The organism is Streptomyces sp. NPDC058955 (assembly GCF_042741435.1).
Taxonomy (GTDB): Bacteria; Actinomycetota; Actinomycetes; order Streptomycetales; family Streptomycetaceae; genus Streptomyces.
This window is the reverse complement of record NZ_JBHYKM010000041.1, coordinates 1-14,581: the sequence shown is the minus strand read 5'-3', so window position 1 is coordinate 14,581 and position 14,581 is coordinate 1. Positions and strand designations below refer to the sequence as shown.

Sequence of the window (14,581 nt, the reverse complement as noted above, 5' to 3'; positions counted from 1 at the left end):
TCCATGCTGTTCTCCGGCACGGGCAAGCGTCGTCGTCCCTCCAAGGCCACCCGCGTCGTCGCCCTCGTCGGCGTCACCGGCGCGGCCGTCGCCGCCCCGCTGATGGCCGCGGGCACCGCTTCCGCCGCCACCTCCTCCGAGTGGGACCGCGTCGCCCAGTGCGAGTCCGGCGGCAACTGGTCCATCAACACGGGCAACGGCTACTACGGCGGCCTGCAGTTCTCGGCCTCCACCTGGGCCGCGTACGGCGGCACCGCCTACGCCTCCACCGCCGACCAGGCCAGCAAGTCGCAGCAGATCGCCATCGCCGAGAAGGTCCTCGCGGGCCAGGGCAAGGGCGCCTGGCCGAGCTGCGGCGTCGGCCTCTCCTCCGCCTCCTACGACGGCGGCTCCGCCGAGGCCGCTCCGCAGCAGCAGAGCACCGAGCAGGCCGCCCCGCAGCAGAGCGCCCCCGAGCGCTCCACGGAGCGCCCCGCCACCCGCAGCGAGCAGCGCCAGGCCCCGGAGCGCGCCGCCCAGGCCGCCCCGCAGGCCGCCGCCAAGAAGACCGTCACCACCCCGACCGGCAAGAAGGTCAAGAAGGGCGACGGCGAGTACAAGGTCGTCGCCGGCGACACCCTCAGCAAGATCGCCGAGGCGCAGGGCGTCGAGGGCGGCTGGGCGAAGCTCTTCGAGCTCAACGAGGACGTCGTCGAGAACGCCGACCTGATCTACCCGGGCCAGCAGCTCCACCTGAAGTAAGGCCCGCGGTGGCGGTGAGTCCGGCGGCTCACCGGCACCCGACGACCCTCCCGCGGTGACCACCCCGGTCCCGAGCCCCCTTCCCCCGTGGCTCCGGACCGGGGTTCTGCCGTTACCGTCCAGTAGATTCCGGGTCTTTCGTCCCCTACTGGATGCTCTTGGGCCCTTTTTCGTCCCAGGGGACGGGCGGTCGGCTGGCCGGAGCGCCGGAGCCGGTTAGGCTCTTGTCGCAAGGCGAACGAGACCTTGCGACCATGCGTCACACCTAGCGTCACATCCCAGAAGGAGATGCTCGTGCCGTCCATCGACGTCGTCGTAGCCCGGGAAATCCTGGACTCCCGAGGCAACCCCACGGTCGAGGTCGAGGTCGGCCTCGACGACGGCAGCACCGGCCGTGCTGCCGTGCCGTCCGGTGCCTCCACCGGTGCGTTCGAGGCCCTGGAGCTCCGCGACGGTGACCAGAACCGCTACCTCGGCAAGGGTGTCGAGAAGGCCGTCCTCGCCGTCATCGAGCAGATCGGCCCGGAGCTCGTCGGCTACGACGCCACCGAGCAGCGCCTGATCGACCAGGCCATGTTCGACCTGGACGCCACCCCGGACAAGTCGTCGCTCGGCGCCAACGCCATCCTCGGCGTCTCCCTCGCCGTCGCGCACGCCGCCTCCGAGGCCAGCGACCTCCCGCTCTTCCGCTACCTGGGCGGCCCGAACGCGCACCTGCTGCCCGTTCCGATGATGAACATCCTCAACGGTGGGTCGCACGCCGACTCCAACGTCGACATCCAGGAGTTCATGATCGCCCCGATCGGCGCGGAGTCCTTCTCCGAGGCGCTGCGCTGGGGCACCGAGGTCTACCACACCCTCAAGTCCGTCCTGAAGACCAAGGGCCTCTCCACCGGCCTCGGCGACGAGGGCGGCTTCGCCCCGAACCTCGGCTCCAACCGTGAGGCGCTCGACCTCATCCTGGAGGCCATCAAGCAGGCCGGCTACGTGCCCGGCAAGGACGTCGCCCTCGCCCTGGACGTCGCCGCCTCCGAGTTCTACAAGGACGGCAAGTACCTCTTCGAGGGCAAGGAGCGCTCCGCCGCCGAGATGACCGAGTACTACGAGGAGCTCGTCTCCGCGTACCCGCTCGTCTCCATCGAGGACCCGCTGTTCGAGGACGACTGGGCCGGCTGGAACGTCATCACCGAGAAGCTCGGCGACAAGGTCCAGCTCGTCGGCGACGACCTCTTCGTCACCAACCCCGAGCGCCTCGCCCGCGGCATCGAGGAGAAGTCCGCCAACGCCCTCCTGGTGAAGGTCAACCAGATCGGCTCGCTGACCGAGACCCTCGACGCCGTCGAGCTCGCCCAGCGCAACGGCTTCAAGTGCATGATGTCCCACCGCTCCGGCGAGACCGAGGACGTCACCATCGCCGACCTCGCCGTCGCCACCAACTGCGGCCAGATCAAGACCGGCGCCCCGGCCCGCTCCGAGCGCGTCGCCAAGTACAACCAGCTGCTGCGCATCGAGGAGATCCTCGACGACGCCGCCGTCTACGCCGGCCGCAGCGCCTTCCCGCGCTTCAAGGGCTGACCTGCCCCGGCACCGTAGTTCCGTCCGTCCCCGCACCCGGTCCCGTACCGTGTGCGGGGACGCACGTTTGAGGGACACCGGAGACAGGGGAGGCGACACGACATGGCCGTGAAGGACCGGGACCGGTTCTCGACCGCGACCCGGATCAGGCTGATCGGCGAGCAGACCGCCGCCCGTGTCTACCGCTCCCAGACCCGGCGCCAGGCCCGGCGCTCCCGGCTCACCGGCCGCGCCGCCTTCCTCGCCCTGGTCGTCTGCTCCCTCGTCGTCGCCCTCGCCTACCCGATACGGAGCTACGTCTCCCAGCAGGGCGAGATCGCCGACCAGGAGCGCAAGGCCGCCGAGGCGGCCCGGCGGGTCGAGGAGCTGCGGGACGAGAAGGCCCGCCTCCAGGACCCCGCCTACGTCCGCCGCCTCGCCCGTGAACACCTCCACTACGTGCTCCCCGGCGAGACCGGCTTCACCGTGAACGACCCCGGGGCGGCCGACCGCCCCCGCGCCGACCAGGGCACGGCCGACCGCCCCTGGTACGACAACCTCTGGGACGGCGTCGACCACGCCGACCGCCACTGACCGACCCGACTCAGGATCCACGATGGAAACGCCCCCTCCGCAGACCGAACGCACCGAGCCCACCGAGGCGGACGTCGCCGCCTTCGAGGCCCAGCTCGGCCGGCCGCCCCGCGGCCTGCGCGCCATCGCGCACCGCTGCCCCTGCGGCAACCCGGACGTCGTCGAGACCGCGCCCCGGCTGCCCGACGGCACCCCCTTCCCGACCACGTACTACCTCACCTGCCCCCGGGCGGCCTCGGCCATCGGCACCCTGGAGGCCAACGGGGTCATGAAGGAGATGCAGGCCCGGCTCGCCACCGACCCGGAGCTCGCCGACGCCTACCGCGCCGCGCACGAGGACTACATCGCCCGCCGTGACGCCATCGAGGTCCTGGAGGGCTTCCCCAGCGCCGGCGGCATGCCCGACCGCGTGAAGTGCCTGCACGTCCTCGTCGGCCACTCGCTCGTCGCCGGCCCGGGCGTCAACCCGTTCGGCGACGAGGCCCTGGCGATGCTCCCCGAGTGGTGGGCCAAGGGCCCGTGCGTGAACCCGTGCGCGGAGAAGGAGAGCGCGGAATGACCCGGGTCGCCGGAATCGACTGCGGCACCAACTCCATCCGCCTCCTCGTCGCCGACGTCCACCCGGAGACCGGCGACCTCGTCGAGCTGGACCGGCGGATGACGATCGTCCGGCTCGGCCAGGGCGTCGACAGGACCGGCCGGCTCGCCCCCGAGGCGCTGGAGCGGACCTTCGCGGCCTGCCGCGAGTACGCCGCCGTCATCCGGGAGCTGGGCGCCGAGCGGGTCCGCTTCGTCGCCACCTCCGCCTCCCGCGACGCCGAGAACCGGCAGGAGTTCGTCGACGGGGTGGTGGCCATCCTCGGCGTCGAGCCCGAGGTCATCACCGGCGACCAGGAGGCCGAGTTCTCCTTCACCGGCGCCACCGGCGAGCTGCACGGCGACGACCGGCGGCTGGTCGTGGACATCGGCGGCGGCTCCACCGAGTTCGTCGTCGGCAACCGGCACGTCGAGGCCGCCCGCTCCGTCGACATCGGCTGCGTCCGCCTCACCGAACGGCACGTCCGGCACGACCCGCCGACCGCCGAGGAGGCCGAGGCCATCCGCGTCGACGTCCGCGCCGCCCTCGACCTGGCCGCCGAGACCGTCCCGATCGAGGCCGCCGAGACCCTCGTCGGCCTGGCCGGCTCCGTCACCACCGTCGCCGCCATCGCCCTCGGGCTGCCGGAGTACGACTCCGAGAAGGTCCATCACTCCCGGATCTCCGCCGCCCAGGTCGCCGAGGTCACCGGCCGGCTGCTCGCCTCCACCCACGACGAGCGGGCCGCCATCCCCGTCATCCACCCCGGCCGGGTGGACGTCATCGTGGCCGGCGCGCTCGTCCTCCAGGAGATCGTGGAGCGGGTCGGCGCCACCGAGGTCGTGGTCAGCGAGCACGACATCCTCGATGGGATCGCCCTATCCGTGGCATAGCGGGCACCTATCGAGGCACCCGGCGACACCCCGTCGGGAAAGCTTCGTGAAGTTCTTCACAAGGAAAAGGGCCCTGATGGCGCCCGAGGGAGGTCTTCGGGCCTTCCGAGGGGGTCCTCAGGGCCCTTTCGCAGGCGCGGAGGCCACTTCGCTCGAAGTTTCCATCGTGTGAACGCACCCGCTGCTTCAGCGTTAACGGGGGCTCTCCAGGCCAGTTCAGTAGGGGTGAACAACGTTCACCACTGCATTCCGGTTCCTTTGCACGACCATGACCTGGATCACGTGGGCGGCGGAGTGTAGCAGAGCACCCCCGGAAGCTTGTGAAGGGGCGCACGAGGTGACCCCCACGAGTGGGTGGATACTCGATGCCATGAGCACCACGGAGCGTCCCAGGATCCTCATCGTAGGCGGCGGGTACGTTGGCCTGTACGCCGCGCGGCGCATCCTCAAGAAGATGCGTTACGCCGAGGCGACCGTCACGGTCGTCGACCCGCGGTCGTACATGACGTACCAGCCCTTCCTCCCCGAAGCCGCCGCCGGCAGCATCTCGCCGCGCCACGTCGTCGTCCCGCTGCGGCGCGTCGTGCGCGGAGCCGAGGTGCTCACCGGCCGGGTCACCACCATCGACCAGGACCGCAAGGTCGCCACGATCGCGCCGCTCGTCGGCGAGGCGTACGAGCTGCCGTTCGACTACCTGGTCATCTCGATGGGTGCCGTCTCCCGCACCTTCCCGATCCCCGGCCTCGCCGAGCAGGGCATCGGCATGAAGGGCATCGAGGAGGCCATCGGGCTGCGCAACCACGTCCTCGAGCAGCTGGACAAGGCCGACTCGACCACCGACGAGGAGGTCCGCCGCAAGGCCCTGACCTTCGTCTTCGTCGGCGGTGGCTTCGCCGGCGCCGAGACCATCGGCGAGGTCGAGGACATGGCCCGCGACGCGGCCAAGTACTACACGAACGTGTCCCGCGAGGACATGCGCTTCGTGCTGGTCGACGCCGCCGACAAGATCCTCCCCGAGGTGGGCCCCAAGCTCGGCCAGTACGGCAAGGAGCACCTGGAGAGCCGCGGCATCGAGATCTACCTGGAGACCTCCATGGACTCCTGCGTGGACGGCCACGTCGTGCTCAAGAACGGCCTCGAGGTCGACTCCAACACCATCGTGTGGACCGCCGGCGTCAAGCCGAACCCGGCCCTCGCCCGCTTCGGTCTGCCGCTCGGCCCCCGCGGCCACGTGGACTGCAACGAGAAGCTCCAGGTCAACGGCCTCGACTACGTCTGGGCCGCGGGCGACAACGCCCAGGTCCCGGACCTGGCCGCGATCAAGGCCGGCGTCCCGGCCGAGCGCGCCTGGTGCCCGCCGAACGCCCAGCACGCGCTGCGCCAGGCCAAGGTCCTCGGCGACAACGTCGTGTCCGGCATGCGCGGCTTCGAGCAGCGGACCTACAGCCACGCCAACAAGGGCGCGGTCGCGGGTCTCGGCCTGCACAAGGGCGTGGCCATGATCGTCATGGGCAAGTTCAAGATCAAGCTCAAGGGCCGTCTCGCCTGGTACATGCACCGTGGCTACCACGGCATGGCGATGCCGACCTTCAACCGCAAGATCCGCGTTTTCGCCGACTGGACCCTCGGCATGTTCCTCAAGCGCGAGGTCGTCTCGCTCGGCGCCATGGAGACGCCGCGCGAGGAGTTCTACGAGGCCGCCAAGCCCGCCCCGGCCCCCGCCGCGGCCGCGCCGGCCCCGGAGAAGGCCAAGGCGTCGTAACACCTCCAGCAGTACCGAAGGGCCGTCCGTCATCCGTGGTGCGGGCGGCCCTTCGGCGTGTTTTCGGGGCGTTTTGCCGAGTCGTTGCGTCGCGGCGGGATGGGAAATCCCTACCGACGGTGTTCCCTTGGTGACGGACGACAGTCTGGGGCAAGACCACGGAGGTGTGTCACCATGGCCGACGCCGCGACGCGGCTCGCGACTCTCGCCGAGGAACTGCTGGGAAGTCCCCTCCCGGTGCGCCTGCGCGCCTGGGACGGCAGCGAGGCGGGCCCCGCGGGAACCGGCCCGGTCCTCGTCGTCAGGGACCGCAGGGCGCTGCGCAGGATGATCTGGAAGCCCGGTGAACTGGGCCTGGCCCGCGCCTGGGTGGCGGGCGACATCGACGTCGAGGGGGACCTCTACGAGGCCCTGGACGCGCTCTCCGGGCTGATCTGGGACCGCGACGGGGAGACCGGCGGCGGGCTGCTCTCCGCCGTCCGCGACCCGCGCGTCCGGGGCGCCGTGGCGGCGCTGCTCCGGCTGGCCGGGCCGCTGCCGCCGCCGAAGCCGCCGGCCGAGGAGGTCAGGGGCCGCAGCGGAGGCCGGCACAGCAAGCGCCGCGACAAGCAGGCGATCAGTCACCACTACGACGTGGGCAACGACTTCTACGCGCTGGTGCTCGGCCCGTCGATGGTCTACTCGTGCGCCTACTGGACCCCGGACGGGACCCTGGAGGACGCCCAGCGGGACAAGCTGGACCTGATCGCCCGCAAGCTGGGCCTGAAGGAGGGCGACCGGCTGCTCGACGTGGGCTGCGGCTGGGGCTCGATGGCGATCCACGCGGCCCGTGAGTACGGCGCCCGGGTCGTCGGCATCACCCTCTCCCGCGAGCAGGCCGCCTTCGCCCGCAAGCGGATCGCCGAGGAGGGGCTCGCCGACCGGATCGAGATCCGGGTCCAGGACTACCGCGACGTGCCCGACGGCCCCTTCGACGCGATCTCCTCCATCGGCATGGCCGAGCACGTCGGCGCCGTGCGGTACCGGGAGTACGCCGACATCCTGTACGGCCTCCTGAAGCCCGGCGGACGGCTCCTGAACCACCAGATCTCCCGCCGCCCGGAGCCCGACGAGGAGGCGTACCACGTGGACGCCTTCATCGACGCGTACGTCTTCCCGGACGGCGAACTCGCCCCGATGGGCCGCACCCTGACGACCCTGGAGGACGCCGGCTTCGAGGTCCGGGACGTGGAGGCGATCCGCGAGCACTACGCGCTGACGCTGCGCCGCTGGGTGGCGAACCTGGAGCGGGAGTGGGACCGGGCGGTCCGGCTCACCTCGCCCGGCCGGGCCCGGATCTGGCGGCTCTACATGGCGGCCTCGGCGGTCTCCTTCGAGCGCAACCGGATCGGCGTGAACCAGTTCCTGGCGGTGCGGACGCCGGTGTCGGGGACGAGCGGGCTGCCGCTGCGGTCGCGGGAGTGGACGGAATAGCAGCAAGGGCCGGAGCCCCCGCGGGGACTCCGGCCCTTGCCGCTGCCCGGACCTACTCGGCCTTGATGGCGGTGAGCATGTTCAGGCGGGCGGCGCTGCGGGCCGGCCAGAGCGAGGCCAGCACGCCGACCAGGCCGGCCAGGACCAGGAAGATCCCGACCCGGTCCCACGGCACGACCAGGCCGTAGCCCGGCAGGCTCGACTCGAAGGTCTTGCCGATGGCCCAGGCGAGGAAGGTGCCGAGGCCGATGCCGACGATGGCGCCGAAGACCGAGATGACCACGGCCTCCAGGCGGACCATGCGCTTCACCCGGCGGCGGTCGAGACCGATCGCCCGGATCATGCCGATCTCCTGCTGCCGCTCGAAGACGGACATCGCGAGGGTGTTGACGACGCCGAGGACGGCGATGATCAGGGCCATCGCGAGCAGGCCGTACATGATGTTGAGCATCAGGTTGATCGACCCGCCGAAGGTGTCGCGGATGTCCTTCTCGTCCATGACGGAGATGGCGGGGTTGTCGCCCATGGCCTTGATCAGGGCCTGCTCGCGGGCGTCGCTGGGGCCGCCGTCGGTGGAGACGAAGATCTGCGGGATGTACTTCTGCGGGTCGTGCGCGTCGAGGATCTTCGTGTCGACGAGGACGGGGGAGAGGAACTCGCTGTCCTTGTAGACCGCGGCGACCTTCAGCTCGCCCTTCTTCTTGTCCAGGTACTCGACGGGGACGGAGGCGCCGACCTTCAGGCCGCGCTTGGTGGCGGTCTTCTCGGCGACGGCGATCTGTCCGTCGGCGAGCCCGGCCAGCGAGCCGTTCACGACGTCGACCTTGAGGACCTTCTCGATGTCGCCGGGGGTGACGCCGGAGGCGGAGACGTACGTGCCCTTGAGGTCGAAGGCGCCGGCCTGCTGCGGGGAGACCGCGGTGACGCCCGGGGCCTTCTCCAGGGCCGTCAGGGCCTCCTGCGACAGGCCGTCGCCGCTGGCCATGGTGACCATGTAGTCGGCCTTGATGTTGTCGACGGTCATCTTGTCGAGGGCCTGGCCGGCGCTGACGCCGATCACCGTGAGGCCGGTGACCAGGGTGAGGCCGATGGCGAGCGCGGAGGCGGTGGCGCCGGTGCGGCGCGGGTTGCGGACCGCGTTGAGTCCGGCGAGCTTGCCGGAGATCCCGAAGACCTTCACGAAGAAGGGGCGGATCAGGGCGATCACGGGCCGGGACAGGAAGGGGATGAGGATGATGACCCCGATGAGGGCGGCGAAGGCGCCGCCCGCGATGATCATGCGGCCCTCTTCGCCGCCGGTGTTGGCACCGAGCACGATGAGGACGGCGCCGATCGCGGTGACGGCGGCGCCGATCGCGTTCCGTACGACGAGCGACTTGGTGTTCGGGGTGGCGTGGACGCTGTTCATGGCGGCGACCGGAGGGATCTTCGCGGCGCGGCGGCCGGGCAGCCAGGCGGCCAGCATGGTGATGACGACGCCGACGCCGAAGGCGGCGAGGACCGGGGTGGCACCGAGCACCAGCTCGCCGCCCGGGACCTTCAGGTCGAAGGCGGCCATGCCGGAGCGCAGGCCCACGGCGAGCCCGACGCCGAGGACGTAGCCGACGGCGGAGGCGACCAGGCCGACGATGCCGGCCTCGGCGAGGACGGAGCGGGTGATCTGCTTGCGCGAGGCACCGACCGCGCGCATCAGGGCCAGTTCCTTGGTGCGCTGGGCGACCAGCATGGTGAAGGTGTTGGCGATCAGGAAGACGCCGACGAAGAGCGCGATGCCGGCGAAGGCGAGCAGCATCCACTTGAGGTTGCCGAGGCCGGACTCGATCTCGCGGGCCTGCTCGTCGGCCAGGTCCGCGCCGGTCTGGGCGGTGGCGGCCTTCGGGACGACCTTGAGGACCTCGTCGCGGAGCTTGTCCGCGTCGGCGCCGGCGGCGGCCGAGACGTTCAGATCGGAGTAGTAGCCGGGCTTCAGGTAGAGCTTCTGGGCGACCGGGGCGTCGAAGACGACGAGGCTGCCGCCGGCGTTGACGGCGCCGTCCTCGGTGGTGAAGACGCCGGAGAGGGTGTACTCCTTCACCGGGCCGTTGGTGGCGACGCGGACCCGCTCGCCGACCTGGTAGCCGCCCTTCTCGGCGGTCTCCTTGTCGAGGGCGATCTGGCCCGGCTCGGTGGGGCCGGCGCCGGTGGTGAAGGCGAGGGCCGGGTCCTTGCCGTCGGGACCGGGGGCGAAGTTGGTGCCCTTGTTGGACCAGCCGGAGCCGATCAGCTTGCCCTTCGCGTCCGGGACGCCGGCGAAGCCGTCGACGCGGGGCTGGACGCCGGTGACGCCGTCGAGCTTCGCGACCTTGTCGACGGTGGCCTGGGAGAGGCCGGGGTTCTTGGCGGCCTCCTCGGGGTCCGGTCGCAGGGCGACGGCCACGGCGACGTCGTCGTAGCTCTTCGCGGACTGGCTGCGGAAGGCCTGGGAGAGGGTGTCGGTGAAGACGAGGGTGCCAGAGACGAAGGCGACGCCGAGCATCACGGCGAGCACGGTCATCAGCAGCCGCGCCTTGTGCGCGAGGACGTTGCGCAGGGCGGTACGGAACATGGGTGAGGTCCTGGAGGAAGGCGGGACGGGAGTCGGGTGCGGGGCCTCGGCGCCGGCGGGCGCGGGGCCGCGGCGCGTCAGCTCGTACGGCCCTTGGCGTCGAACGCCTTCATGCGGTCGAGGACGCCGTCGGCGGAGGGGCGCAGCATCTCGTCGACGATCCGGCCGTCGGCCAGGAAGATGACGCGGTCGGCGTAGGAGGCGGCGACGGGGTCGTGGGTGACCATGACGACGGTCTGGCCGAGCTCGCGGACCGAGTTGCGGAGGAAGCCGAGGACCTCGGCGCCGGAGCGCGAGTCCAGGTTTCCGGTGGGCTCGTCGCCGAAGACGATCTCGGGCCGGGAGGCGAGGGCGCGGGCGACGGCGACGCGCTGCTGCTGGCCGCCGGAGAGCTCGGTCGGGCGGTGCTTGAGGCGGCCGGAGAGGCCGAGCATGTCGATGACCTGCCGGACCCACGCCTGGTCGGGCCTGCGGCCGGCGATGTCCATGGGGAGCGTGATGTTCTCCATGGCGGTCAGGGTCGGCAGCAGGTTGAACGCCTGGAAGATGAAGCCGATCTTGTCCCGGCGGAGCTGGGTGAGGTGCTTGTCCTTGAGGGTGGACAGCTCGGTGTCGCCGATCCGGACCGAGCCGGAGGAGAAGGAGTCGAGGCCGGCGACGCAGTGCATGAGCGTCGACTTGCCGGAGCCGGAGGGGCCCATGATCGCGGTGAACTCGCCCTGGCGGAAGTCCACGCTGACCCGGTCGAGCGCGACCACCTGGGTCTCGCCCTCTCCGTAGACCTTCGTGAGCTCCGTGGCGCGGGCGGCCACGGCGGTGACGCGGGGCACGGTGGGGGTGGTGGTCACGAGGGGGACTCCTGTCACGACGGTGATCACGGCTGATCGCGGCTGGCTGATCGGGAAACCCGGTCTCCCGGGAACCACTCCATCGTTTCGAACGTTTCTGCCCGGGTCGTCCGTCCACGTGCCCGTTCGGAGGGCCGCCTTGGGTCGGACCGGGACCCCCGTGGGTCCTCCTCTGGTATGACCCCGACCCCGACGACGGAGGTGACACACATGCGTCGAGATCTGGTCAATCCGGGGGTGGCAGCTTTGCGCCTGCGACCCCGGTCACAGTTTGCGAAAACACCGCTCACCTGCGCTGACGCACCCTCAGACGTCAATAAAATAAGACAACATCGGTCGCTCGTTCCGCTGAACGAGGGAAGGGCCCCGATAGGCTCCTGTGCCAACGCGGAGCATCGCGGCAACGCCCGGATGGTGGAATTGCAGACACGGCGAGCTTAAACCTCGCTGGCCTTCGGGCCGTACCGGTTCAAGTCCGGTTCCGGGCACCACCAGGGCCTCAGGCGGACGCCTGCGGCCCGGCGCACGAGCCCCTCCTCCTCGCACTCCCGTCACTCTCCCTTCACCCTCCGGTCCGGGTGGCCCCCGGGTGGCCGGGGAAGATCGAAAGTTGTCGTAAAAGATCCTCCCCGAGCACTAGAGAGTTTCTTTTGCCTACGCATTACCCTTGACGCAGGGCCGCGCGCGCGGCCGTCCATGGAGGAGTGAGATGAGGAGCAGCAACCCGGTCTTCTCGCGACGGGGGTTCAGCCGCGACAACGGCTACGCGGGCTTCAACGCGCAGCAGCCGCAGGCCGGGGGCCCCGCCGTCGGAACCAACCCGTACGCGACCGGCAACCCGTACGCGGACGGTGCGACCAACCCGTACGCCACCAACCCCTACGCGCCGCAGGACGTCCAGACGGGCGCCCCGCAGCAGGCGCGCGGCAACGTGATGACGATCGACGACGTCGTGAGCCGTACGGCCATGACGCTCGGCACGGTCGTGCTCACCGCCGTCCTGTCCTGGCTGCTGCTGCCGGTCGACCCGGCGAACCTCGGCAAGTCCTACGGCATCGCCATCGGCGCCGCCCTGGTCGCCCTGGTCCTGTCGCTGGTGCAGTCGTTCAAGCGCACGCCGTCGCCGGCGCTCATCCTGGGCTACGCGGCCTTCGAGGGCGTCTTCCTCGGCGTGATCTCGGCGGCCGTCTCGACGTACATCGCCGACGGCGTCGTCGTCCAGGCGGTGCTCGGCACGATGGCGGTCTTCGCCGGCGTGCTCGTCGCCTACAAGATGGGCTGGATCCGGGTCAACCGCCGCTTCACCGGCTTCGTGATCGCCGCGGCCATGGGCTTCATGCTGCTCATGGTGGTCAACCTGCTCTTCGCGGTCTTCGCCGGCGGCGACGGCCTCGGCTTCCGCAGCGGTGGCCTCGGCATCCTCTTCGGTGTCATCGGCATCATCCTGGGCGCCTGCTTCCTGGCCCTCGACTTCAAGCAGGTCGAGGACGGCATCACCTACGGTGCCCCGCGCGAGGAGGCGTGGCTGGCCGCCTTCGGTCTCACCATGACCCTGGTGTGGATCTACCTGGAGATGCTGCGTCTGCTGTCGATCCTCCAGGGCGACGACTGACGCACCCCGTGACTCGGGGGAAGGGCCCGTCCGGCTTCGTGCCGGGCGGGCCCTTCCGCGTGCTCAGGGGCGCGCCGCGTCGAGCAGGACACGGGCCGCCGCCTTCGCCCGGGCGGCCGGCTCGGGGGAGCCGGTGATGCCGGCGATCGCCATGGCGCCGTTGGCGAGCAGGGCCAGCTGGTCGGCGAGGTCCGGCGGGGCGCCCAGGGCGTCGGTCTGCTCGGCGAAGTAGGCCCGGACGGCCTCCTTGTGGTCGCGGGCGATCGCGGCCACGGACGGGGTGACCCCGCCGAGCTCCCCGAAGGCGTTGATGAAGGCGCAGCCGCGGAAGCCGGGCTCCGCGAACCAGGCGCCGAGCCAGTCGAAGGCCGCCAGGGCGCGCTCGTACGGCCCGTCGGCGACCCGGGCGCCGTGTGCGGCCAGCGAGCCCCTGACGGCCTCGTCCCGGCGCCTCAGGACGGCTTCCACGAGCAGTTCCTTGGACGGGAAGACCTGGTACAGCCGCTTGAGCGAGACGCCGGACGCGGAGCGGATGGCGTCCATGCCGACGGCCTGCACCCCCCGTTCGTCGAAGAGTCGCTCCGCGGTGTCGAGCACCTTCAGCCCGGCGGTTTCCGCATCCATCGTCCGCTCACCCCTTGCGTGGAGAACCATCGTTCTCCTACTCTACAGGGCATCGGGAGAACGATCGTTCTCCCGATCGGAGACCGGAAACGGGGAGTCAGCCATGTCCAGCTTCGCCCTGCGCGCCCACACCGTCACCGTCGACGGGCTCGACGTCTTCTACCGGGAGGCCGGCGACCCGGCGAACCCGACCCTCGTCCTGCTGCACGGCTTCCCGTCCAGCTCGCACATGTACCGGGGCCTCATCGCCGAGCTCGCCGACTCGTACCACCTGATCGCCCCCGACCACATCGGCTTCGGCGCCTCCGCCGCCCCGGCCGTCGAGGACTTCGCGTACGGCTTCGAGAAGCTCACCGAGATCACCCTCGGACTGCTCGACCGGATCGGCGTGGAGCGCTTCGCGCTCTACATCCAGGACTACGGCGCCCCCATCGGCCTGCGGATCGCCTCCCGGAACCCCGAGCGCGTCACCGCGATCGTCACCCAGAGCGGCAACGCCTACCTGGAGGGCTTCACGCCCTTCTGGGACGTCCTCTTCGCCCACGCCCGGGACCGGGCGGCCCACGAGCCGGCGGTGCGCGAGCTGCTCACCGCCGAGGCCACCCGCTGGCAGTACACCCACGGCGTCCCCGCCGACCGGCTCGACCGGATCGCCCCCGAGACCTGGACCCTGGACCAGGCCGGCCTCGACCGCCCCGGCAACAAGGAGATCCAGCTCCAGCTCTTCTGGGACTACCAGTTCAACCTCGACGGCTACCCGGCCTTCCAGGAGTACTTCCGCACCCACCGGCCGCCGCTGCTCGCCGCCTGGGGGCGCCACGACGAGATCTTCGGCCCGGCCGGCGCCGAGGCGTTCGCCCGGGACCTGCCCGACGCGGAGATCCACCTGCTCGACGCCGGGCACTTCGCCCTGGAGACCCACGGCGAGGAGATCGCGGCCCTGGTCCGCGACTTCCTCGGACGCCACGCGAAGTGACCGGCCGCGGGCCGGGGTGGGGGACGGGGGTCCCCACCCCGGTAGGGTCGGGCGCGTGCTGGATACGAGTGACCTGACCACCGCCGTGGAACGTTTCGCCGACCGGCTGCGGGCGGCCCCGCAGAGCCGCCTCCAGCAGGGGGCGGCCGCGGAGGGGCTGGCGCTGGCGCGGGAGCTGGCGGTACGGGCGCAGGCGATGGAGACGCCGGGCCTGGAGCCGCGCACCATCCCCGACGCGGGGGTCTTCGTCGTGGCCGACCAGCTCGCGGTGGCCGGGCACGACCAGGCCCTTGCTCTGCGAACGGCCCCCTCCGCCTCCCCCGAGCGGGTGCTGGTCGATGGC

13 protein-coding genes and 1 tRNA gene are annotated in these 14,581 nt (G+C 71.1%); 11 read left to right on the top strand and 3 right to left on the bottom strand.

Translation table 11 applies throughout. The features are described from left to right. Positions 1-3: 3 nt before the first annotated feature. The 7 genes from ACFW1I_RS17955 to ACFW1I_RS17925 all read left to right on the top strand — a co-directional run bounded on the left by ACFW1I_RS17955 (position 4) and on the right by ACFW1I_RS17925 (position 7,594). A complete protein-coding gene (locus ACFW1I_RS17955; RefSeq protein ID WP_384670694.1) occupies positions 4-741 on the top strand; it encodes a transglycosylase family protein in 738 nt (245 codons plus the stop codon). 288 nt (positions 742-1,029) lie between these two features. Then, positions 1,030-2,316 carry a phosphopyruvate hydratase gene (gene eno / locus ACFW1I_RS17950; protein WP_031013622.1) on the top strand — a complete coding sequence of 429 codons (1,287 nt, stop codon included), beginning with the start codon at positions 1,030-1,032 and terminating at the stop codon, positions 2,314-2,316. A 102-nt stretch (positions 2,317-2,418) separates the two neighbouring features. After that, positions 2,419-2,889, top strand: coding sequence for a septum formation initiator family protein (locus tag ACFW1I_RS17945; RefSeq protein ID WP_384670692.1), 471 nt, complete (start codon positions 2,419-2,421; stop codon positions 2,887-2,889). Positions 2,890-2,911: 22 nt separating this feature from the next. Continuing rightward, positions 2,912-3,448, top strand: a complete 537-nt coding sequence (locus ACFW1I_RS17940; RefSeq protein ID WP_384670689.1) for a DUF501 domain-containing protein — start codon at positions 2,912-2,914, stop codon at positions 3,446-3,448. Continuing rightward, positions 3,445-4,359: an exopolyphosphatase gene (locus ACFW1I_RS17935; protein WP_384670688.1), complete on the top strand. Its 915-nt coding sequence runs from the start codon at positions 3,445-3,447 to the stop codon at positions 4,357-4,359. The genes ACFW1I_RS17940 and ACFW1I_RS17935 overlap by 4 nt, the downstream gene beginning before the upstream one ends. A 370-nt stretch (positions 4,360-4,729) precedes the next feature. Then, on the top strand, positions 4,730-6,121 hold the full coding sequence (locus ACFW1I_RS17930; RefSeq protein WP_031013627.1) for an NAD(P)/FAD-dependent oxidoreductase: 1,392 nt from the start codon (positions 4,730-4,732) through the stop codon (positions 6,119-6,121). A 174-nt stretch (positions 6,122-6,295) separates the two neighbouring features. Next, complete coding sequence (locus ACFW1I_RS17925; protein WP_384670684.1) at positions 6,296-7,594, top strand: class I SAM-dependent methyltransferase; 1,299 nt, start codon at positions 6,296-6,298, stop codon at positions 7,592-7,594. 52 nt (positions 7,595-7,646) lie between these two features. On the opposite strand, the gene ACFW1I_RS17920 is transcribed toward ACFW1I_RS17925, so the two are convergent. Both ACFW1I_RS17920 and ACFW1I_RS17915 read right to left on the bottom strand, forming a co-directional pair. Beyond that, entirely contained in the window at positions 7,647-10,178 is a 2,532-nt protein-coding gene (locus ACFW1I_RS17920) for an ABC transporter permease (RefSeq protein ID WP_384670681.1), read from the bottom strand. Between the two features lie 77 nt (positions 10,179-10,255). Then, on the bottom strand, positions 10,256-11,026 hold the full coding sequence (locus tag ACFW1I_RS17915; RefSeq protein WP_384670679.1) for an ABC transporter ATP-binding protein: 771 nt from the start codon (positions 11,024-11,026) through the stop codon (positions 10,256-10,258). A 405-nt stretch (positions 11,027-11,431) separates the two neighbouring features. Between ACFW1I_RS17915 and ACFW1I_RS17910 the strand changes: the two genes are divergently transcribed. Beyond that, positions 11,432-11,517, top strand: a tRNA-Leu gene (locus tag ACFW1I_RS17910). Positions 11,518-11,735: 218 nt separating this feature from the next. Continuing rightward, entirely contained in the window at positions 11,736-12,638 is a 903-nt protein-coding gene (locus ACFW1I_RS17905) for a Bax inhibitor-1/YccA family protein (protein WP_384670677.1), read from the top strand. Between the two features lie 63 nt (positions 12,639-12,701). On the opposite strand, the gene ACFW1I_RS17900 is transcribed toward ACFW1I_RS17905, so the two are convergent. After that, on the bottom strand, positions 12,702-13,262 hold the full coding sequence (locus tag ACFW1I_RS17900) for a TetR/AcrR family transcriptional regulator (protein ID WP_384670675.1): 561 nt from the start codon (positions 13,260-13,262) through the stop codon (positions 12,702-12,704). A 103-nt stretch (positions 13,263-13,365) separates the two neighbouring features. Between ACFW1I_RS17900 and ACFW1I_RS17895 the strand changes: the two genes are divergently transcribed. Continuing rightward, positions 13,366-14,238 carry an alpha/beta fold hydrolase gene (locus tag ACFW1I_RS17895; protein WP_384670673.1) on the top strand — a complete coding sequence of 291 codons (873 nt, stop codon included), beginning with the start codon at positions 13,366-13,368 and terminating at the stop codon, positions 14,236-14,238. Between the two features lie 55 nt (positions 14,239-14,293). Beyond that, positions 14,294-14,581 (top strand): hypothetical protein (locus tag ACFW1I_RS17890; protein ID WP_384670672.1); only part of this gene is annotated, 288 nt, incomplete at its 3' end.

What these genes read in the sequence shown, in the direction of transcription:
- ACFW1I_RS17895 (WP_384670673.1), top strand. Translation starts at nt 13,366, where the DNA reads ATGTCCAGCTTCGCCCTGCGCGCCCACACCGTCACCGTCGACGGGCTC.
- ACFW1I_RS17930 (WP_031013627.1), top strand. Translation starts at nt 4,730, where the DNA reads ATGAGCACCACGGAGCGTCCCAGGATCCTCATCGTAGGCGGCGGGTAC.
- ACFW1I_RS17940 (WP_384670689.1), top strand. Translation starts at nt 2,912, where the DNA reads ATGGAAACGCCCCCTCCGCAGACCGAACGCACCGAGCCCACCGAGGCG.
- ACFW1I_RS17900 (WP_384670675.1), bottom strand. Translation starts at nt 13,262, where the DNA reads ATGGATGCGGAAACCGCCGGGCTGAAGGTGCTCGACACCGCGGAGCGA.
- ACFW1I_RS17955 (WP_384670694.1), top strand. Translation starts at nt 4, where the DNA reads ATGCTGTTCTCCGGCACGGGCAAGCGTCGTCGTCCCTCCAAGGCCACC.
- ACFW1I_RS17905 (WP_384670677.1), top strand. Translation starts at nt 11,736, where the DNA reads ATGAGGAGCAGCAACCCGGTCTTCTCGCGACGGGGGTTCAGCCGCGAC.
- ACFW1I_RS17935 (WP_384670688.1), top strand. Translation starts at nt 3,445, where the DNA reads ATGACCCGGGTCGCCGGAATCGACTGCGGCACCAACTCCATCCGCCTC.
- eno (WP_031013622.1), top strand. Translation starts at nt 1,030, where the DNA reads ATGCTCGTGCCGTCCATCGACGTCGTCGTAGCCCGGGAAATCCTGGAC.
- ACFW1I_RS17945 (WP_384670692.1), top strand. Translation starts at nt 2,419, where the DNA reads ATGGCCGTGAAGGACCGGGACCGGTTCTCGACCGCGACCCGGATCAGG.
- ACFW1I_RS17920 (WP_384670681.1), bottom strand. Translation starts at nt 10,178, where the DNA reads ATGTTCCGTACCGCCCTGCGCAACGTCCTCGCGCACAAGGCGCGGCTG.
- ACFW1I_RS17925 (WP_384670684.1), top strand. Translation starts at nt 6,296, where the DNA reads ATGGCCGACGCCGCGACGCGGCTCGCGACTCTCGCCGAGGAACTGCTG.